The following is an 18,489-nucleotide window of genomic DNA, read 5'->3' on the forward strand; positions in this document are numbered from 1 at the left end:
GCGGGAAGTTTGGCGGCGATGTAGCGAGCGGAGCGCCAAATGGCAACGCGGACCAGATGGAAACAAAAGGGAAACACGCGAGGCATTGGCAAACGTTACGGGGGCGGTTAGCAACGCGCACCATGACCAAGCGCATCCTGCTCGCGGCCGCCGCCGCGCTCGCCCTTCCCCTCCCCTCGCTGGCCCAGACCGCCGACGTGGCGGCGCTCCGCGATGCGGCGCTGAAGGACGAGCTCGCCTGGCAGATCACCGAGGGGCTGACCACCGAGATCGGACAGCGGCTCGCAGCGACCGAGGCCGAAGAACGCGCACGGCAATGGGCGGTGAAGAAGCTGACCGGGCTCGGCTTCCAGAACGTGCGCGTCGAACCGTTCAAGATGCCCGTCTGGGTGCGCGGCGAGGAGCGCGCCGAGGTCCTGGGGCCGATGGCGCAGAAGCTCAGCCTCGCGGCGCTGGGCAATTCGGGGTCGACCGGCGCGCAGGGAATCGAAGCCGACGTCGTCTATTTCGCCAGCTTCGCCGACCTCGAGGCGGCGCCGGCGGGCAGCCTCAAGGGCAAGATCGCTTTCATCGACCACCGCATGGCAGCGACCCAGGACGGATCGAGCTACGGCGTGTTCGGCGCGGCGCGGCGCGCGGGGCCGAGCGTCGCGGCGAGCAAGGGCGCGGTCGCGACGCTGATCCGCTCGATCGGCACCGACCATCACCGCAACCCGCACACCGGCGGCACCAACTGGGCGGATGGCGTCAAGCCGATCCCGGCCGCCGCGCTCGCGCTTCCCGATGCCGAGCAGCTCCAACGGCTGCTCCAGCGTGGACCGGTGCGCCTCAAGCTGGTCGTGACGCCGCAGTTCAAGGGCGAAGGCCAGTCGGGCAACGTCATCGCCGAGGTTCCGGGCAGCGACCCCGCCGCCGGCATCGTCCTGATCGCCTGCCATCTCGACAGCTGGGACCTTGCCACCGGCGCGATCGACGACGCCTCGGGCTGCGGGATCGTCACCGCCGCGGCGAAGCGGGTCATGGACGCCGGCCGGCCGCGCCGCACGATCCGCGTGCTCTGGGCCGGCGCCGAGGAACCCGGCGTGTTCGGCGGGCGCGCCTATTTCGAGGCGCACAAGGGCGACCGGCACGTGCTCGCCTCCGAATCGGATTTCGGTGCCGACCGGGTGTGGAAGTTCGACGCGACACTCCCCGAGAGCGCCAAGCCCGTCGGCGACCGGCTCGCCGCAGCGCTCGCGCCTTTGGGCATCGGCCGCGGTCGCGGGCCTGCGAACGGCGGCGCGGACGTCGGCGCGGTGATCCAGTCGGGCGTCGCGGCGATCGACCTGTCGCAGTCGGGCCTGCGTTATTTCGACTATCACCACACCCCCGACGACACGCTCGACAAGGTCGATCCCGAGCAGTTGCGCCAGAATGTGGCCGCCTGGACCGCGATGCTGGCGGTCACCGCCAACGCGCCCGAGGATATCGGACCGGTGCCCCCCGCGACGCGCTGAGCGGAGCCCGACGCGGCGCTCGGATGTCCGAATTCGGGCAAAAAAATGGCAGAATTTTTGCGTCGCGGCGCATTTGCGATTGACGCAAGCGCAACGACCGTTATTCCAGCGGCTTCGCGTCGGGCATTCGGGCCGGGTGCGAAACGTTTGAAGTTCCATGGGAGCAACCCAGATGAAGAAGATCCTCATTGTTGCTGCGACCGCCGGCCTGATGTCGCTCGCGGCTTGCAACGGCGGCACCACCAACACCACCGCCGAGAACGTGGCCGAGAGCCACGAGGCGAACGCCGCGATCTATGACGACGCCGCTGCGAACGAGACCAACGCCGTTGCCGCGGAAGTTCTCGAGAACGCCGCCGACGTCGAAGAGAACAAGGCCGACGCCGTCGAGGCGAACGCGCATTGATCTCTTTTCCGGTCCCACGGGATCGGAGCTGAAGGTTAGGAAGGGCGCTCCCGCGGGGGCGCCCTTTTCCGTATGGGCGTCAGGCGGTATCGAATCGGCGTGATTGCGAAGGGGGCGAGGATGGGACCCAGCGTGACCGGGGATGGGCTGAAGCGGCCCTTCTGGCGCCTGCTCTATTTCTGGGTACTGATCGGGATCATCGCCGGAATCGGCGTAGGCGCCTTCTGGCCCGCCTTCGGGGCGAGCCTGCAACCGCTCGGCGAAGGCTTCATCGCCCTGGTCAAGATGATCATCCCGCCGGTGATCTTCCTCACCGTGGTCACCGGCATCGCCGGCTCGCAGCAACTCGCTGCGCTCGGCCGGGTGGTGGTCAAGGCCTTCGCCTATTTCCTCTTCTTCTCCACGTTGGCGCTCATCGTCGGGCTCGTCGTCGCGCACATCGTCCAGCCGGGTGCTGGGATGAACGTCGATCCGCGCACGCTCAACGCCGCCACGGTGCACGGCTTCGAGGAGAAGGCGCACGCGACGACGGTCACCGGCTTCCTCCTCTCGGTGATCCCGACCACGCTCGTCTCGGCCTTCACCAGCGGGTCGATCCTCCAAATCCTGTTCGTCGCCGTGCTGTTCGGCGTCTCGCTGACCTTGGCCGGCGAGGCCGCGCGACCAGTGACCGACATGCTCGAGCGGATCGCGCTCGTCGTCTTCCGGCTCGTCACCCTGGTGATGTGGGCGGCGCCCGTCGGCGCCTTCGGGGCGATGGCGTTCACGATCGGCAAATACGGGCTGGGCAGCCTGCTCAGCCTCGGCGCTTTGGTCGGTACCTTCTACCTCACCGCCCTGGTCTTCGTGCTGGGCATCCTCGGCGCGGTGGCGGCGCTCAACGGTTTCTCGATCTTCAAGCTGATCCGCTACCTCAAGGCCGAGCTGCTGCTCGTGCTCGGCACCTCCTCGTCCGAGGCCGCCCTCCCCGCCCTGATCGAGAAGATGCAGCGCGCGGGGTGCGACAAGGAAGTCGTCGGCGTGGTGGTGCCCACCGGCTATTCGTTCAACCTCGACGGCACCAACATCTACATGACGCTCGCCGCCTTGTTCATCGCCCAGGCGACCGGGGTCGAGCTGACCCTGGGCGAGCAGCTCGCATTGCTCGGCGTGGCGATGCTGAGCTCGAAAGGCGCCGCGGGGGTTACCGGATCGGGCTTCATCACGCTCGCCGCCACGCTGGCGATCGTCCCCAAGGTGCCGATCGCGGGCATGGCGCTGATCCTCGGCGTCGACCGTTTCATGAGCGAATGCCGCAGCCTGACCAACTTCATGGGCAACGCTGTCGCGACGATCGTGGTCGCCCGCTGGGAAGGCGCGCTCGACCGCGAGCAGCTGGCGCGGGCGCTCGACGGCGCGCCCGACGAACTGCCCGCCGCGCCGCCAGTGGAGAGCGATCCCGACTGAGGGGCGGGCCTTCGCAGAGAAGGATCCCCCACCGTTCGCGCTGAGCTTGTCGAAGCACCGTTCTTCTTCGGCAGGCCGGGCGAGACAAGGACTGCCCTTCGACAAGCAGGGCAAACGGAATTGGTGGATCGCCTCAGCTCAAATCTGACCGCGCCCCTATTCCGGCACGCGCGTCCAGACCTGCGACTTGCAGCCGATGCGCCCGACCAGGCAGCCGCTTCCCTTGACCGTGTTGCGATCGATCACCGTGATCGTGCCGGAAAAGGTCTTGTTGATATCGGGGACGAACACCCGCCCGTGCCACACGCCCTTGGCGTCGCGCTTGAAGTTCTTGAACAGGTCCATCCCGACCAGGTTCGGCGTGCCGCCGCGGGCGGCATCGGCCTTGGCCTTGTCGCTCGCCCAGATCACCGTGCCGCACATGGCGCTGCCGCAGGGCCGGGCGCGGACCCGCACCGTGTCTTTAGGATTGCGCCACGTACCGATCGACCGATCGGTGGGCGTCGAGGCCTGGCCGGTCAGCAGCGCCAGCGCCACGAGAAGGGAAAAAGGGTGCGCCATCATTCGCGCGCGCCGGCTGTTCAAGGGTTCGGCCCGCATGCGTCACTCCCGTCTCGAAGAAGAACGGGAGTGTAGCCGGGTTTGAAGCTAGGGTGGAAGCGGGGTTTTCCCGGAATCCCGCAAGAGTCACCTCGCCGAGACGCTGGAATGCCTTGGGCGAAGGCGCCTCCTGCGAAGCCCTGACGATGGAAGCTTAGAGATGCTTACCAATTGCCTAGTACGTAGTCCGGCACGGCGCTCGATGGCATGTCGCGATCAAGGAAATATGGGATGATCAACGAGTAATATATGCGCTGCCCATAGATATTGGGATGATGCATGAAGTCGGCAGTGAGGTGGTAGAACTGCTCGCTTCCCGCAACCGCCTTTCCGAAGGCGGCATAGGGATCTACGAAGGGTAGTCCGCGCACCTGCGCCGCGGTACGGATCGCGTTGTTATAGGCGATGGTCTGCGACGGGTCCTCCATGTTCCAGCGCTCATTCTGCTGGAAAAAACCGACAAGGACTACTTGTACATTCTCGGCACCCAGGCGATCGAGAACTGTGTTGAGATGCTGAGTGAAGGTAGGAAGATATGCGGCGCCATTGACATGATCGTTCATCCCGAAAGCGAGGATGATCGTATCCGGATCAGAGGCGAGCCAGGAATCGATATTGCTGGAGAAGGACTGGAGGACGGACCCTGGGATGGAGGCGTTCACCACGCTCGCTTGTCCCTGAAGGTTCTTGCGCAGCATCCCGCACCATCCCTGCCAATCGCTGTTATGGTAATATGAGGCAACGGTGTGCGCGCCGTGCGCGATGCTATCTCCGGCACAGAGTACCGTCCCGTTGCGCTTTGCGAGCGGGGTGGCCTTCACGGTCAGGTCCGGAGCTGTGGAGCTGTAATCGACATAGATGTTGTAGCCGATCGTGAGCGGCGGGTTGCGCGGGTCTCCGGCAAAATCGAATTTGTCACCATTTGTCTTGGTATAGGTGTAGTTGGCGAAGTTAGGGATCCTTGAACCGGCGGTGCGCGCGATGCTGTTGCCGCTAACGATCCAGTCCGTTCCCTGCTGATAATCGATGCGCTGTCCTTGGTCGCCATAGCTGTAAACGGCACTGACCTGAGACACGGGATTAAGGAGCGCGACGAGAGTGGTGGCGCTCATTATGCGCGCTTCGCCCATGATCTGAATCGTGGGTGACGCCGTGGGGACAGGCGTCGGCTTCGGCGTCACCATGCTGCCCGAAGCCCCGCCACCACTACACGAAGCGAGAGTCAGCATTGCAGCGGCCAAGGCAGCACTCAAGGCGCGGGGTTCAATCAATTCCTGATTTCGAATATTCCAAAGGGTAGCCATGCGAACCTCCAACGTTCGTTTGGTCAGGGCCGGGCGCTGTTGACGCAGCGTTTCGGCCCGCCTTCTATCCCAGTTTCAAAACCGCCCCACAAGCATGGCAAAGGCTTCCCTCGAGGAGATTTGAAAGGACAAGCCGAGCGAAACCGCCTCGTTGCGGATATGAAAGAACGGAAAATGGTCGGGGAGACAGGATTCGAACCTGCGACATCCTGCTCCCAAAGCAGGCGCGCTACCGGACTGCGCCACTCCCCGACGCCGAGCGCGCTTATAGGCTGGCGCGCCAGGATACAAGTCGCGGCGTGGCAAAGCCACGCCGTCGGTCGGCGCTGTAGCGCCGCCGGCCGGGCGCGCTCAGGACGCGCGATAGCTGTGCTATCGCGGCGCACGCGCGCCGCTGGTGGGCCCGGCAGGACTCGAACCCGCAACCTAGCCGTTATGAGCGGCCAGCTCTAACCATTGAGCTACAGGCCCCCAGCGCCCGCGGCACTAGCGGAGGTTGGGGCCGCGCCGCAAGCCGCGTCGAGTATCTCTGCGAGCGAGGCCGGCGCGACGCCCAGCCGGGCGAGCAAGGCGAACACCGCGCTCCACCAGCGCCAGAAGGCGGCGAGATCGGCGGCGTCGCGGACATAAGGCGTGTGGCCCGGCTCGATCGAAGGCGAGTGGAAGCTGAAATTGAGCAGCCGGACCCCCTCGCCCACAGCGACGCGCACCGCCTCGAGCGCTTCGGCCAGCGGCATGTCCTCGGGCGTGAGCGCGACGCGCGACAGCAGCCCGAGCCGCGCCGCGGCGCCGCGGCCGCGCGGCAGACTGCCGAGCCGGCGATGGAGCCCCGCCCCGCCCTGGCGCAGCGCACCGGTGAAGACCGTCGTCAGCGGCAGCTCGACGATCGCGCCGGCGTGGAAGGCGTGGTTGGGAATAATGGAGAAATCGGGGCCGCCCTCGCGCGAATAGTCGTAGGCCGAGCGCATCGAAGTATCGATGCGGTATCCGAGCCGGGCGAGGATCGCGAACGTGTTCGGGCCGACGCCGTAGCGCCCCGCACGATAGGCCAGCGGCCGCGAGCCGAAGGCGGTGGCGATCAGGTCGGTCAGCGCGGCGAGTTTCGCCTCTTCGAGCGCCGGCGGAAGGTTTCCCGCGAAGCTGTTGAAGTTGTTGACCACCTCCTCGAAGGGCGGATTGACCCAGGGATGGAGCTGGGTGCCGATCGCCGAGCGCCCGTCCTCGATCAGCTGGCCGAGGATCTCGACCGCGCGCGGGCAGCTCGCGACCGGATGGTCGACCAGCCAGGTGAGCGGCACGCCGTGCGCCGCGAAGCGGGCGTGGGCGGTTGGCATCGCCGCGATATGGCCGGTGCCGCGCGCCTCGCGGGCCAGCGGCGCGCGCCAGTCGAACTCCTCCTCGGTGTCGACGAAGATGGTGAAACGCGTGCCGAAGCCTTCGGGCCATTGCACGAACGACGCGGGTGCGGGCGCTGGCGGGCGATAGCCGCTGCCGGAATGCCGCTCACCCACGGTCGGTTAGATCGCCTGGCCCACCTGGCTGTTTACGGCGGCGGGGAGCCGCAAAGTCAAGCTCGACGGCTCGATCACGAGGCCCCCGCCGAGCTCGCGCGCGAGATTGCGGGCAAGGCGCAGCGCGAAGCCTGTGCCGAGCAGCGACGAATCCTCACGCTCGTCGTCGATGCCGAGCACCAGATCGCCGGGATAGTCGGCGAGCGCCCGCGGCCGATCGATCGACACCGCGACGCGCTGGTCGCTCTCGAGCGCCATATTGACGCCGATCCGCTCGCCGGGGCTGCTGGCCGAAACCAGGGTCGCCATCAGCCGCGCCAGCAGCCGCTCGACCGCGCGCCGATCGCCGGCGACGGTAAGGTCCTCGACCGGCAGCGCGATCATCGAGCCGCGAAGCTCGAGGAGCGGCGCGAGATCGTCGGTGATCCCCGCGAGCAATGGCCGGAGCGCGACGCGGCCGGGCACGAGTGCGAGCGCCGCGCTGTCGATCCGCGCCGCGAGATCCAGATCGTCGATCGCGCCGAGCAGCTCGTGCGCCTCGGTGCGGATGGCGTTGGCGCGGGCGCGATACACGTCGGGGACCGGGCCGAGCATCTGCGTCTCGATCATCTCGGCGAAACCGGCGATCGCGTTGGTCGGTGTGCGGAGCTCGTGGACCAGTTGACGCAGCGATTCGGCAGGCGACGCGACGGGCGGTCGGGCGGGCTCGGCACGTTCGTCGGTCCGCGGGCGCCGCGCGGTGCCGCGATAGCCGGTGAAGCGGCCATTGGCGGGGTCGAAGACGGGAATGGCCGAGATCAGCCAGTCTCCCGCGGCATCCGAACTGCCCTCGATCCGCATCCGCGCAGTGGAGAAGCCCGCACGGCGGCGGAAGGCACCCGCGGCGATGCCGTCGACATGCGCGCCCTCGGCGGTTCCCAGGTCGAGCGACAGCCCGATCACCGGTGCGCGGCTGACCCCGTCGACCCAGCGGATCACGCCCTTCTCGTCGGTCTCGAAACGGAACTCCCCAACGGCCGGCAACGGGGGCGGCGGCGTGGGACCGGATTCTTCGCGATGGCGCCAGAAAGCATCGATCCGGGCGACGACCTCGGCGATCTCGAACGGACCCTCTTCCTCGACCGGACCAGGCTGCGCGCCTGCGCCCGCGGCGCCCGCGGCCCTGATCCTGTCGCTCTGGTCCATGCTCAGCTTCTGCGCGCCGGCGAAAGGTTCCGCAATCGGTCCGGCGGAACTATCCACAGCTTCTGTGCGGACGCCGTGGCTGACGTCGGCGTCGGGCACCAGGGCGTCGTTCGGAAGCACGAAATCGACCGGCCCGAAGCTCTCCAGCGCGCGCTGCACCGCCGGGCTCAGGTCGCGGCGGTTGCGCAGCACCGTCCGCGCGGCGGGAGCGAGATCGGGGAGGAGCTGGATCCACTCGGCCTCGCTGAGTCGGGCACTGCGCAGCACGGGGATCGCGATCGGCAGTTCGTCGCGCGCGAACAGGCGCACGAGCGGCGCGGGCGGATTGGCATATTCGAGCGCGCGGGCGCTGGCCTGGCGCACGGGCTTGGGCACTTCGCCGCGAATCGCGCGCAGCGTCGCCATCGCACGGGTGGCCGGAGGGACGCGACGGCGGCCGATCAGATCAACGAGCTGGCGCCACGCCGACTGGACGCCGTAGGGCGTGCCCAAATCGGCGGTGAGCACCGTCTCGAGAGTGTCGTCGAAGCGCACGCGCTGCCATCATCCCCGGGGCGCGGGACTGCGCCTTCAGAATTTCTTAACGGTTGAAAGTACCCGCTGGATACAGCCCATTTCGGCACGTCGCATTGTGGGACAATTGCGTTGCGTTGTAATTATCTTATAGTCTAGCAGTCATTGCATGCAACGAATCCACAATGAAAGAGACGAACCCATGCGATTCGACGATATCGACGTACGGATCCTTGGGCTGCTGCAAGATAATGGCCGGATGACCAATGTCGAACTCGCCGAGCGGGTCGGGCTGACCGCCCCCCCCTGCCTGCGCCGCGTCCGCGCGCTCGAGCAGCAGGGAGCGATCAGCGGCTATCACGCCGCACTCGATCCCGCCGCGCTCGGCTACAATCTCACCGTCTTCGCGATGGTGAGCCTCAAGAGCCAGGCCGAGAGCGACCTGCGCGCGTTCGAGCAACTGGTGGCGGACATTCCCGAAGTCCGCGAATGCCACATGCTCAACGGCGAGATCGACTTCATCCTGAAGATCGTCGCGCCGGACCTGCAGAGCTTCCAGCAGATCCTGACTACCAAGCTCACCACCGCGCCCAATGTCGAGCATGTGAAGACATCGCTGACGATCCGCACCTCGAAGGCGCTGCCGGGCGTCCCCGTTCCCGAGATGTGAGAAGGGGGCGGTCCTTGCGGCCGCCCCCTTCCCTAACCTGGCTTGCGCGCGCCGCTCAGGCGAGCGGCGGGAAGTCGATCGAGGTCTGCCAGAGCAGCGCCAGATTGGCGTGGGTCCCCTTGACCGCTTGGAACGCAGTGCGGGCCTCTTCCTTGCGGCCGAGCGCGCGCAACGCGACGCCGCGGTTCAGGTTGACCTCGTCGGCATCGACGCTGCCCTTCTGCAGCGCGAGATCGTAAAGCTCGAGCGCCTTGGCATAGTTGCCGGAGGCGAGGAACGCGTCGGCGGTCTGCTGTGCGGTCTTGCCGTCCTTGCCCGCAGCCGCCTGCTTGGCGAGGCCGTCGAGCGAACCTTCGGCCTTCACCGCGGTCTGCGAGGCGGTGTAGGTCCGCTGGACGTCGCTGTCGCCCGCCGGGATCTTGCCCGCCTTGCGCCCCTCGTCGATCACCGCGACCGCTTCCCAGGGAAGGCCCGACTGCTGCGCGGCGAAGCCGTAATCGGCATAATCGGCGCGATCGGCGAGGACGTTGGTCGCACGCATCAGGCGGTAGAGATTGATCTTCTGGGTCTTGGTGTCGGCCGGGGTACGATAGATCTGGATCGCCCAGCGCCAGTTCTGGACGGTGGGATATTCGGCGATGAAGCGCTTGAGCCAGTCGGCCATCGCCGCGCGGTCGCCGCTGGCGTTCACGCGCGGGATCACGAACTTGTACCAGTCGACCGGCGGCTTACGCCCGGCGGCCTTGCTCGCTTCGATCGCGCGGTTCACTTCGGCGATCGCCTCGGCCGACTTGCCGGTGGCGGCATAGGCGTTGGCGAGAAGCACCGGCAGATCGGGCTGGTTCGTGCCGAGCTGGCGCGCCTTGAGCAGCACCGGAATGGCGTCGGCGGGCTTCTTCTGCGAGACCAGCTGCGAGCCGAGCATGTAATTGTACAGGCCGCCATACGCATTGACGCGCTCGGGCGGAGTCTTGGGGTTGCTCGCGAGCAGGCCCAGCGCCTTCATCTGGCCGGCCTCGTTCTTGCGCTCGAGTTCGAGCTGGAGGCGCAGGACGGCCGAATAATATTTCTCGTCGTCATTCTTGGCGATGGCTTCGGCGGCGGTGAGCTGGGCGTCCGCGGTCGTGAGATCCTTCAGCTTGAGCGCGGCATCGGCCGCGGCGGCCGGCTTGCGGAACTCGTCGCTGACCTTCAGTTCGGGCCCGGCATTCTGTTTGTCCGCCTTTTGCGCGAGCGCCGGAGCGGTGCCCAGCGCCGAGGCGCCCAGCGTCAGCGCGGCGGCCAGCGCGAGCTTCGAAACGAACGTCATGTACAACTCTCCTCGTGGGAACGGCATACCGGTCGGCGGCTCCTCTAAATGGCCACCGCACGCCATTCAAGCGGACGCATTCGCCGTTGCGATGGCAAGCGCGTCCTGAACGACGATTGAACTCGTTTCGTCGCGCGGTCGCTGGCGCCCGACGCGGAAAACGGCTTAGGGTGTATAGCGAAATCCGGGGGAATTTTCCATGCTGACCTTGTTCGCGCTATCGCTGCAGACCGCCACGCTCGATGCCGACGGCGCAAAAGCGGCGAGGACCTGCGCACAGACGCTCGTCATTGCGGGGACCGGCACCGAATCGCCGATGCGTCTGACCTCGCAGTTCACGCACATGGCGATGCACGCCGCCAAGGCGGAAGGAGTCGGTGCGAGCTTCTTCGAACGGCTGAACACGCTTTCCGAAGAGATCGGAAAGGAGCCGACGGTCTCGCTCGAAAGCGCCAAGGTGCTGGCGCCGCAATGCGACCGGCGCTTCCCGCTGGCGCGCAGCACCGCCCCCGCGCGTCTTCCCAAGGACCCCTTCCGCCGCGACGTCCTCTGCTTCGGAACGCTCTCGCTGCTGCAAGGAGCTGCGGAAGAGCTCAGCAAGGACGGCGACTCCACGGCGCTCGACAAGATCGCCGCCAAGCTCAAGCCGCTGTCCGACAAGCTGACCGACGACGAACTCAAGAAGCGCGGCCTGGGCAGCGACGACGCGTTCCTCAAGCTGCTCAGCGACGAGATGCTCGCCTCGATCGGCGCGGGCAACCCGCTGGCGGTCGCCGTCGCATGCGGGGTGACGGGAATCTAGCCGGGGAGCGCCTCTCGCGCGCGTGTACGCGCACGCGCGGGTTGGCAGGTGGTATCGGGCACGCTAGAGCCATCGTAACGTAACAAACTCCGAAAGCGTGATCCTTTGACCGACGAGACCCTGCTCGCCGACCCTTCCGATATTACCCCGATCTCGATCGTCGACGAGATGAAGACCTCGTACCTCGATTACGCGATGAGCGTGATCGTGGCGCGTGCACTGCCCGACGTCCGCGACGGCCTGAAGCCGGTCCATCGCCGCATCCTCTATGCCGCGCAGGAATCGGGGTTCGTCGCCGGCCGCCCCTATCGCAAGTCGGCTCGCCTCGTCGGCGAGGTGATGGGTAAGTACCATCCGCACGGCGACAGCTCGATCTACGACGCGATGGCGCGCATGGCCCAGGACTGGTCGATGCGGGTGCCCTTCATCGACGGCCAGGGGAACTTCGGTTCGATGGACCCCGATCCGCCCGCGGCGATGCGCTACACCGAAGCGCGCCTCGCCCGCGTCGCCTCGGCGCTGCTCGACGACATCGACAAGGACACGGTCGACTTCCAGGACAATTATGACGGCTCCGAGAGCGAGCCGACGGTCCTCCCTGCCCGCTTCCCCAACCTGCTGGTCAACGGCGCGGGCGGCATCGCCGTCGGCATGGCGACCAACATCCCGCCGCACAATCTCGGCGAAGTGATCGACGCGTGCCTGGCCTATATGGACAATGGCGCGGTCACGCTCGAGGAACTGATGGAGATCGTCCCCGGGCCGGACTTCCCGACCGGCGCGATCATCCTCGGCCGCTCGGGCTGCCGTTCGGCCTACCAGACCGGCCGCGGCTCGATCATGGTCCGCTCGCGGCACATGGTCGAGCAGCGCGGCGAACGGCGCTCGATCGTCCTCACCGAGATCCCCTTCCAGCAGGGCAAGAACGCGCTGGTCGAGAAGATCGCCGAGGCCGCAAAGGAAAAGCGGATCGAGGGCGTGAGCGACATCCGCGACGAATCGTCGCGCGAGGGCGTCCGCATCGTCATCGATCTCAAGCGCGATGCGACGCCCGAGGTGGTGCTCAACCAATTGTGGCGCAACACGCCCGCGCAATCCTCCTTCCCGGCGAACATGCTGGCGATTCGCGGCGGCCGCCCCGAACTGCTCAACCTGCGCGACATCGTCGAGGCGTTCGTCCGCTTCCGCGAGGAAGTGATCACGCGGCGCTCGAAGTTCGAGCTCGCCAAGGCGCGCGACCGGGCGCACATCTTGCTCGGCCTGGTGATCGCGGTCACCAATCTCGATGAAGTCGTCCGGATCATCCGCGGATCGTCGAGCCCCGCCGTCGCGCGCGAGGCGCTGCTCCAGCGCGAATGGCCGATCGCCGAGATCGCGCCCTATATCCGGCTGGTCGAAGCGGTCGACGTCGAGGTCGCCGGCGAGAGCTATCGCCTGTCCGAAGTGCAGGTCCGCGCGATCCTCGACCTGCGCCTGCATCGCCTCACCGCGCTCGGCCGCGACGAGATCGGCGAGGAGCTCGCCAAGCTCGCCGAATCGATCGCCGAGCTGCTCGAGATCCTCGGCAACCGCATCAAGCTCTACGAAGTGATGCGCGAGGAGCTCGTCACGGTTCGCGACGCCTATGCGACGCCGCGCCGCACCGAGATCGCCGCCGCCGCCGACGGGATCGAGGACGAGGACCTGATCGAGCGCGAGGACATGGTCGTGACCGTCACGGTCCAGGGCTATATCAAGCGCACCAGCCTCGACAGCTTCCGCGCGCAGAACCGCGGCGGCAAGGGCCGCGCGGGCATGGCGACCAAGGAAGAGGACGCGGTCACCGAGCTGTTCGTCACCTCGACGCACACGCCGGTGCTGTTCTTCTCGACGCTGGGCAAGGTCTATCGGATGAAGGTGTGGCGCCTGCCCGAGGGCGGGCCGGCCACGCGCGGACGGCCGATGGTCAACATCCTGCCGCTGGCCGCCGGCGAGACGATCTCGACCGTGCTGCCGCTGCCCGAGGACGAGAATGAGTGGGGCAAGCTCCACGTCATGTTCGCCACCGCCAAGGGCTCGGCGCGCCGCAACTCGATGGACGCGTTTACCAACGTGCCGTCGAACGGCAAGATCGCGATGAAGTTCGAAGGCGAGGACGCCGACGACCGGCTGATCGGCGTCGCCTTGCTCGACGAGGGCGACGACGTGCTGCTGGCGACGCGCCAGGGCAAGGCGATCCGCTTCGCCGCCGACGACGTGCGCGAGTTCCAGAGCCGCGCCTCGACCGGCGTGCGCGGCATGCGGCTGACCGAGGGGGACGAGGTCATCTCGCTCTCGATCCTCCACCGCGTCGGCGTCAAGGATCAGGACGAGCGCGAAGACTATCTCCGCCATGCGCCGTGGAAGGCCGAGGACACCGAAGGCACGCGCGCGCCGCGCCGAATGGATGATGCGCGCTTCGAAGCGCTCGTCGCCAAGGAGCAGTTCATCCTCACGGTCTGCGCCAACGGCTATGGCAAGCTCTCGTCGGCCTATGAGTATCGCCGCACCGGGCGCGGCGGCCAGGGCATCACCAACATCGACAACATCGCCCGCAACGGCCTCGTGGTCGCGAGCTTCCCGGCCACCAAGGGGCATCAGCTGATGCTGGTCACCGATCAGGCCAAGATGATCCGCATGTCGCTGGGCGACCTGCGCGTGATCGGCCGCGGATCGGCGGGCGTGCGCCTGTTCAACGTCGCCGACAACGAGCATGTCGTCTCGGCGGCGCGGATCGAGGAGAGCGAGGACGAGGCGGAGGTGAATCTCGGCGATGGTGCGGCGAGCGGCGAGCCGACGCCGGACGGGACCACCGGCGAGGATCTCGCCCGCGGACCGGAGGATGGGCAGTAAGCCTAAGGCGCCACCCAAATAACGTCATCCCCGCGAAAGCGGGGACCCATCTCCCGCCTTCTCCAGACGATATCGCAGCCGTTTTGCTGGTTGCGCGCGCCGGAGATGGCCCCCGCTTTCGCGGGGGTGACGATCGATGGAACAAGAACCGATGTTGGGCGGTACTCGCCCGAACAGCCACGGAGAGACCATGCCCGATCCCATCGCCTACAAGGTGCTCACTGCCGAGCAGATGACGGCGCTCGAGCAGGACGGCAGCTTCGCCGGCGCGCCGGTCGACCTGGCCGACGGCTATATCCACCTCTCCACCGCGGCGCAGCTGCAGGAGACGATCGACAAGCATTTCGCCGGGCAGGAAGGGCTGTGGCTCGCCGCGGTCGACCTCGATGCGCTTGCCGAGGCAGTGAAATGGGAGCCGTCGCGCGGCGGGCAGCTCTTCCCGCACATCTACGGGCCGCTGCCGCTCGACGCGGTCGTCGCCTATAGCGAGCTCCATTACGAGCCCGACGGCAGCCTGAGGCTCCCGGTCGCGGGCTGAGGGTGGGCAAACTGCCCACTTGCCGGCGCGAGCCAACTGCGCGAAGGCGCACGCGATGAAGTCGGGCACCCTTATGGCAGGAACGAGTGGACGGCGCATTGCGCTGTTCCTCGTCGCGTGCGCACTGGTGCTGCGGCTGCTGGTGCCCGCGGGCTGGATGCCGCAGGCCGATGCCGCCGGCATCGCGCTCGCATGGTGCGACGACAGCGGCATCAGCGGAGGCGAGGCACCAGCCGAAGCCAAGGCCCTGCTCGCCAAGGCGGTCGGCGAGAAGCCGGTGCCCGCGCACAAGCCCGCGCCCGACCAGCCCTGCGCCTTCGCCGCCGCGGCCCAGCCGCTCGCGGCGGTCGACTTCGCACCCCTGCCGCCCGCGCCGGCTACCCTCGCCGAGCCGCTTCGCCCGACCCTCGTCGCGACTCCCGGCCGCGGGCTCGCCGCGCCGCCGCCCCGTTCGACCGGACCGCCCAGCCTCGCCTGACGCCGCCGCGCGCGCACCTGCGCGCCACCGTTCGTCTCGTGAGGAATCCCGTACATGTCCCGTCACAACCGCGTCCTGCTGGGCGCGCCCCTCCTCGTTGCCGCCCTCCCCGCTTTCGCGCAGGAAAGGCCACGCGACGAGATCGTCGTCACTGCCGAGAAGCTTATCGAGGAAGCCATACAGCGCGTCGGCGAGACGCCGGGCGGCGCCAATGTCGTGCCCGCCGGCGATTTCGACGAGAAGGTCGCGGTGTCGCTCCGCGACGCGCTCGCTTTCTCGCCCGGAATCTATGCCCAGCCGCGCTTCGGCCAGGAAGTCCGCCTCTCGATCCGCGGCTCGGGGATCAGCCGCGGCTTCCACATGCGCGGGCTGACGCTGCTGCAGGACGGCATTCCCGTCAACCTCGCCGATGACAATGGCGACTTCCAGGAGCTCGATCCCGCCTTCCTCCAGCATGTCGAGGTGTTCCGCGGCGCCAATGCCTTGCGCTTCGGCGCCTCGACCCTGGGCGGCGCGATCAACGGCGTCACGCCCACCGGGCGCTCGTCGAACGGGGTGCGGCTGCGGATCGACGGGGGCGGCTTCGATACGCTGCGCGGCTTCGCCAGCGCGGGCTATGCCGATGAGCGCGGCGACGCCTGGCTGGCGATCGCGGGCGACCGTTCGGACGGCGACCGCGACCACGCCCGCCGCAAGGCGCTGCGGGTCAACGGCAATATCGGGCTGCGGCTGAGCGAGGGCGTCGAGACACGCTTCTACGCCAGCGCGCAGACGATCCGGCAGGAGCTGCCTGGCGCGCTCACTTATGCCGCCGCACTGTCGACGCCCGAAAGCGGCAACTTCGCGGGCGACCAGGCGCGCGACATCGACTCGCTGCGGCTGCAGAACCGCACCACCATCGCGATCGGCGACGGCAAGCTCGACCTCGGCGTGTTCCTCAACGCCAAGCAGCTCCACCACCCGATCTTCCAACTGGTCGACCAGAAATCGCTCGACTGGGGCAGCTATGCCCGGCTCGACCAGGATTTCGGCGCGTTCGCCTTCACCGCAGGCGTGACCGCGCGGTTCGGAACCGTCGCCTCGCGTCGCTTCGTCAACGTCGACGGCGAGCAAGGCGCCAAGACCTTCGCGGCGGACCAGGCGGCGCGGACGATCGACGCCTATGCCGAGGCGCGCATCCGCCCGGCCGAGCGGCTGACGCTGATCGCGGGGACGGTCTATACTTCGGGGCTGCGACGGCAGGACCAGGTCTTCCCCGTGGTGGCGACCGGGCGGGCGACGTTCGACCAGCTTTCGCCCAAGCTCGGGCTGCTGTTCGAGCCGAGCGGCCAGGTCCAGCTCTACGCCAATCTGAGCCGCAGCCACGAGCTGCCCGGCTTCATCGAACTCGCGCAGATCTCCAGCTTCGTGCCGCTCGACGCACAGCGCGGCTGGACCGCGGAGATCGGCGGACGCGGCCGGATCGGGCCGCTGCGCTTCGACCTCAGCCTCTATCGCGCCGATCTCGACGGCGAATTGCTCCAGTACAATGTCGCGCCGCCGACGATCCCCGCTTCGACCTTCAACGCGGGCCGGACGCGGCACCAGGGCGTCGAGCTGGGGCTCGACCTAAACCTCGCCGTCTGGGCGCGACTGCGGCAGGTCTATCAGTATAGCGACTTCCGCTTCCGCGGCGACGCGCAGTTCGGCGATAACCGCCTGCCGGTGATCCCCGAGCATCTCTATCGCGCCGAGCTGCGGCTGGGCGGCGAGGCGCTGCATGTCGCGCCCAATCTCGAATGGACACCGCGCGGCGCCTGGGCGGACTATGCCAACAGCTTCCGCACCGATGGTCATATGCTGTTCGGGTTGAGCGCGGAGGCGCGGGTCGACGAGCGATTCACCCTGTTCGCCGACGCGCGCAACCTCGGCGGACGCAAGGCGGTGGGCGATATCTCCGCCGTGGTGCAATACACACCCGCCAGCGCGATCTTCACCCCGGTCGAGCGGCGCAGCGTCTTCGCCGGCGTGCGGGCGGCGTTCTGATGGCGGCCGCTCCGGGCGCGCGCTGGTACAATGCGGTGTGGCGCTGGCATTTCTATGCCGGGCTGTTCTGCATGCCCTTCGTCCTGTGGCTCGCCGCGACGGGGACGATCTATCTGTGGAAGCCGCAGATCGAGGCGTGGCTGGAGCGGCCCTACGACACGCTGACGCCATCGGGCCCAAGGGCGAGCGCCGACGCGCAGGTCCGCGTCGCGCTCGCCGCGGTGCCGGGCGCGACACTGCACAAATACCAATTGCCGGAGCGGCCGAGCGAGGCTGCGCGGGTGATCGTAGGCAAGGACGGCGACGAGACGCGCGTCTATGTCGACCCGTATCGCCTGCGCGTGCTGGCGACCGAGGCCGAGAGCGCACGACCGATGCGGGTGATATCGGAGCTGCACGGCAAGTTCCGCGCGGGCAATCCCGGCAGTTACCTGGTCGAAATCGCCGCCTGCTGGACGGTGACGATGCTGCTCACCGGCCTCTATCTCTGGTGGCCGCGCCGCGCACGCGGGCTCGCCGGTGTGCTCTATCCGCGCCTGCGGAGCGGCAAGCGCGTCTTCTGGCGCGACCTGCACGCGGTGGCAGGCATCTGGGTGGCGGCGCTGGCGCTGTTCCTGATCTCGACCGGCCTGCCTTGGGCGAAGTTCTGGGGGAGCTATTTCAAGGAAGTGCGCACCGTCACCGGCACGCTCGACGGACCGCAAGATTGGCCGACCGGTGCGCGCAGCGCGATGCTGGGCGACCATGCCGAGCACGGCGGGATGGGCATGCCGCACGTCGCCACCGAGGGTGCCGAGCTCGATCGCGTCGTCGCCGCGGCCTACCCGCTCGGCATTGCGCCGCCGGTGCTCATCGCCCCTCCCGCCACAAAGGGCGCGGCATGGACGGTGACCTCCGACGCCGCCAACCGCTCGCTGCGCACGCGAATCACCGTGGACGGGACCACCGGCGCGCTCGTCTCGCGGCGCGACTTCGCCGAGCGGCACTGGCTCGACCGCGCCGTCGGCTACGGCATCGCCGCGCACGAAGGCGCCTTGTTCGGTCTCGCCAATCAGCTGCTAGGCACGCTCACCGCCTTGCTCCTCGCGACCTTGTCGGTTTCCGGTGCGGTGATGTGGTGGCGCCGACGGCCGCAGGGCCTGCTGGGTGCGCCGATACCGCTCTCCCGACCGCGCTACGGACCGCTACTGATCGGGACGCTGCTGCTGCTCGCGCTGGCCATGCCGCTGTTCGGCGCGACGCTCGCATTGGTGGCGTTCGTGGACCGCCTGCTGCTTCCCCGATGGACCGCCGCACGCCAATGGCTCGGTCTTTCGCCAATAGATGCTTGACGGT

General features: G+C 67.7%; 15 protein-coding genes and 2 tRNA genes. 10 read left to right on the plus strand and 7 right to left on the minus strand.

Going from position 1 to position 18,489, the window contains the following annotated elements; all coding sequences use genetic code 11:
- The first annotated feature begins 122 nt into the window (after nucleotides 1-122).
- From MT490_RS10515 to dctA, 3 genes are all read left to right on the plus strand, one after another.
- Nucleotides 123-1,496, plus strand: coding sequence for a M28 family peptidase (locus MT490_RS10515; protein WP_297386988.1), 1,374 nt, complete (start codon nucleotides 123-125; stop codon nucleotides 1,494-1,496).
- A gap of 172 nt (nucleotides 1,497-1,668) precedes the next feature.
- Entirely contained in the window at nucleotides 1,669-1,902 is a 234-nt protein-coding gene (locus MT490_RS10520) for a hypothetical protein (protein ID WP_297386991.1), read from the plus strand.
- A gap of 120 nt (nucleotides 1,903-2,022) precedes the next feature.
- Nucleotides 2,023-3,348 carry a C4-dicarboxylate transporter DctA gene (dctA, locus tag MT490_RS10525; protein ID WP_297386994.1) on the plus strand — a complete coding sequence of 442 codons (1,326 nt, stop codon included), beginning with the start codon at nucleotides 2,023-2,025 and terminating at the stop codon, nucleotides 3,346-3,348.
- 156 nt (nucleotides 3,349-3,504) lie between these two features.
- Here dctA and MT490_RS10530 read toward each other — a convergent pair whose 3' ends face one another.
- From MT490_RS10530 to MT490_RS10555, 6 genes are all read right to left on the minus strand, one after another.
- Nucleotides 3,505-3,912 (minus strand): DUF2147 domain-containing protein, encoded by a 408-nt coding sequence (locus tag MT490_RS10530; protein WP_297386997.1) that lies wholly within the window; start codon nucleotides 3,910-3,912, stop codon nucleotides 3,505-3,507.
- A 200-nt stretch (nucleotides 3,913-4,112) separates the two neighbouring features.
- Nucleotides 4,113-5,252, minus strand: coding sequence for an SGNH/GDSL hydrolase family protein (locus tag MT490_RS10535; protein WP_297387000.1), 1,140 nt, complete (start codon nucleotides 5,250-5,252; stop codon nucleotides 4,113-4,115).
- A gap of 175 nt (nucleotides 5,253-5,427) precedes the next feature.
- Nucleotides 5,428-5,504 (minus strand) — tRNA-Pro (locus tag MT490_RS10540).
- Nucleotides 5,505-5,647: 143 nt separating this feature from the next.
- Nucleotides 5,648-5,723: transfer RNA gene (locus MT490_RS10545), tRNA-Ile, on the minus strand.
- A complete protein-coding gene (locus tag MT490_RS10550; protein ID WP_297387003.1) occupies nucleotides 5,714-6,763 on the minus strand; it encodes a polysaccharide deacetylase family protein in 1,050 nt (349 codons plus the stop codon). Before MT490_RS10550 ends, MT490_RS10545 begins: the two co-directional genes overlap by 10 nt.
- 6 nt (nucleotides 6,764-6,769) lie before the next feature.
- Nucleotides 6,770-8,482, minus strand: coding sequence for a HAMP domain-containing sensor histidine kinase (locus MT490_RS10555; protein ID WP_297387007.1), 1,713 nt, complete (start codon nucleotides 8,480-8,482; stop codon nucleotides 6,770-6,772).
- Nucleotides 8,483-8,663: 181 nt separating this feature from the next.
- Here MT490_RS10555 and MT490_RS10560 point away from each other — a divergent pair, with 181 nt between their 5' ends.
- Nucleotides 8,664-9,131, plus strand: coding sequence for an Lrp/AsnC family transcriptional regulator (locus MT490_RS10560; protein ID WP_025495035.1), 468 nt, complete (start codon nucleotides 8,664-8,666; stop codon nucleotides 9,129-9,131).
- Between the two features lie 55 nt (nucleotides 9,132-9,186).
- On the opposite strand, the gene MT490_RS10565 is transcribed toward MT490_RS10560, so the two are convergent.
- A complete protein-coding gene (locus tag MT490_RS10565; RefSeq protein ID WP_297387010.1) occupies nucleotides 9,187-10,440 on the minus strand; it encodes a tetratricopeptide repeat protein in 1,254 nt (417 codons plus the stop codon).
- A 199-nt stretch (nucleotides 10,441-10,639) separates the two neighbouring features.
- Between MT490_RS10565 and MT490_RS10570 the strand changes: the two genes are divergently transcribed.
- From MT490_RS10570 to MT490_RS10595, 6 genes are all read left to right on the plus strand, one after another.
- Entirely contained in the window at nucleotides 10,640-11,242 is a 603-nt protein-coding gene (locus tag MT490_RS10570) for a hypothetical protein (RefSeq protein WP_297387012.1), read from the plus strand.
- A gap of 105 nt (nucleotides 11,243-11,347) precedes the next feature.
- The gene (gyrA, locus tag MT490_RS10575; RefSeq protein ID WP_297387015.1) at nucleotides 11,348-14,113 is read left to right on the plus strand and encodes a DNA gyrase subunit A; all 2,766 of its coding nucleotides are present in this window, start codon (nucleotides 11,348-11,350) and stop codon (nucleotides 14,111-14,113) included.
- Between the two features lie 190 nt (nucleotides 14,114-14,303).
- On the plus strand, nucleotides 14,304-14,651 hold the full coding sequence (locus MT490_RS10580) for a DUF952 domain-containing protein (protein WP_297387018.1): 348 nt from the start codon (nucleotides 14,304-14,306) through the stop codon (nucleotides 14,649-14,651).
- Between the two features lie 55 nt (nucleotides 14,652-14,706).
- Nucleotides 14,707-15,129, plus strand: coding sequence for a hypothetical protein (locus MT490_RS10585; protein ID WP_297387021.1), 423 nt, complete (start codon nucleotides 14,707-14,709; stop codon nucleotides 15,127-15,129).
- A gap of 54 nt (nucleotides 15,130-15,183) precedes the next feature.
- Complete coding sequence (locus tag MT490_RS10590; RefSeq protein WP_297387024.1) at nucleotides 15,184-17,154, plus strand: TonB-dependent receptor; 1,971 nt, start codon at nucleotides 15,184-15,186, stop codon at nucleotides 17,152-17,154.
- A complete protein-coding gene (locus MT490_RS10595) occupies nucleotides 17,154-18,485 on the plus strand; it encodes a PepSY domain-containing protein (RefSeq protein WP_297387027.1) in 1,332 nt (443 codons plus the stop codon). The genes MT490_RS10590 and MT490_RS10595 overlap by 1 nt, the downstream gene beginning before the upstream one ends.
- Nucleotides 18,486-18,489 lie beyond the last annotated feature (4 nt).

The sequence above is a fragment of the Sphingomonas sp. genome (genome assembly GCF_026460985.1).
Classification (GTDB): Bacteria; Pseudomonadota; Alphaproteobacteria; order Sphingomonadales; family Sphingomonadaceae; genus Sphingomonas.

What these genes read in the sequence shown, in the direction of transcription:
- MT490_RS10515 (WP_297386988.1), top strand. Translation starts at nt 123, where the DNA reads ATGACCAAGCGCATCCTGCTCGCGGCCGCCGCCGCGCTCGCCCTTCCC.
- MT490_RS10530 (WP_297386997.1), bottom strand. Translation starts at nt 3,912, where the DNA reads ATGATGGCGCACCCTTTTTCCCTTCTCGTGGCGCTGGCGCTGCTGACC.
- MT490_RS10585 (WP_297387021.1), top strand. Translation starts at nt 14,707, where the DNA reads ATGAAGTCGGGCACCCTTATGGCAGGAACGAGTGGACGGCGCATTGCG.
- MT490_RS10535 (WP_297387000.1), bottom strand. Translation starts at nt 5,252, where the DNA reads ATGGCTACCCTTTGGAATATTCGAAATCAGGAATTGATTGAACCCCGC.
- MT490_RS10520 (WP_297386991.1), top strand. Translation starts at nt 1,669, where the DNA reads ATGAAGAAGATCCTCATTGTTGCTGCGACCGCCGGCCTGATGTCGCTC.
- dctA (WP_297386994.1), top strand. Translation starts at nt 2,023, where the DNA reads ATGGGACCCAGCGTGACCGGGGATGGGCTGAAGCGGCCCTTCTGGCGC.
- MT490_RS10590 (WP_297387024.1), top strand. Translation starts at nt 15,184, where the DNA reads ATGTCCCGTCACAACCGCGTCCTGCTGGGCGCGCCCCTCCTCGTTGCC.
- MT490_RS10595 (WP_297387027.1), top strand. Translation starts at nt 17,154, where the DNA reads ATGGCGGCCGCTCCGGGCGCGCGCTGGTACAATGCGGTGTGGCGCTGG.
- MT490_RS10580 (WP_297387018.1), top strand. Translation starts at nt 14,304, where the DNA reads ATGCCCGATCCCATCGCCTACAAGGTGCTCACTGCCGAGCAGATGACG.
- MT490_RS10565 (WP_297387010.1), bottom strand. Translation starts at nt 10,440, where the DNA reads ATGACGTTCGTTTCGAAGCTCGCGCTGGCCGCCGCGCTGACGCTGGGC.
- MT490_RS10560 (WP_025495035.1), top strand. Translation starts at nt 8,664, where the DNA reads ATGCGATTCGACGATATCGACGTACGGATCCTTGGGCTGCTGCAAGAT.
- MT490_RS10570 (WP_297387012.1), top strand. Translation starts at nt 10,640, where the DNA reads ATGCTGACCTTGTTCGCGCTATCGCTGCAGACCGCCACGCTCGATGCC.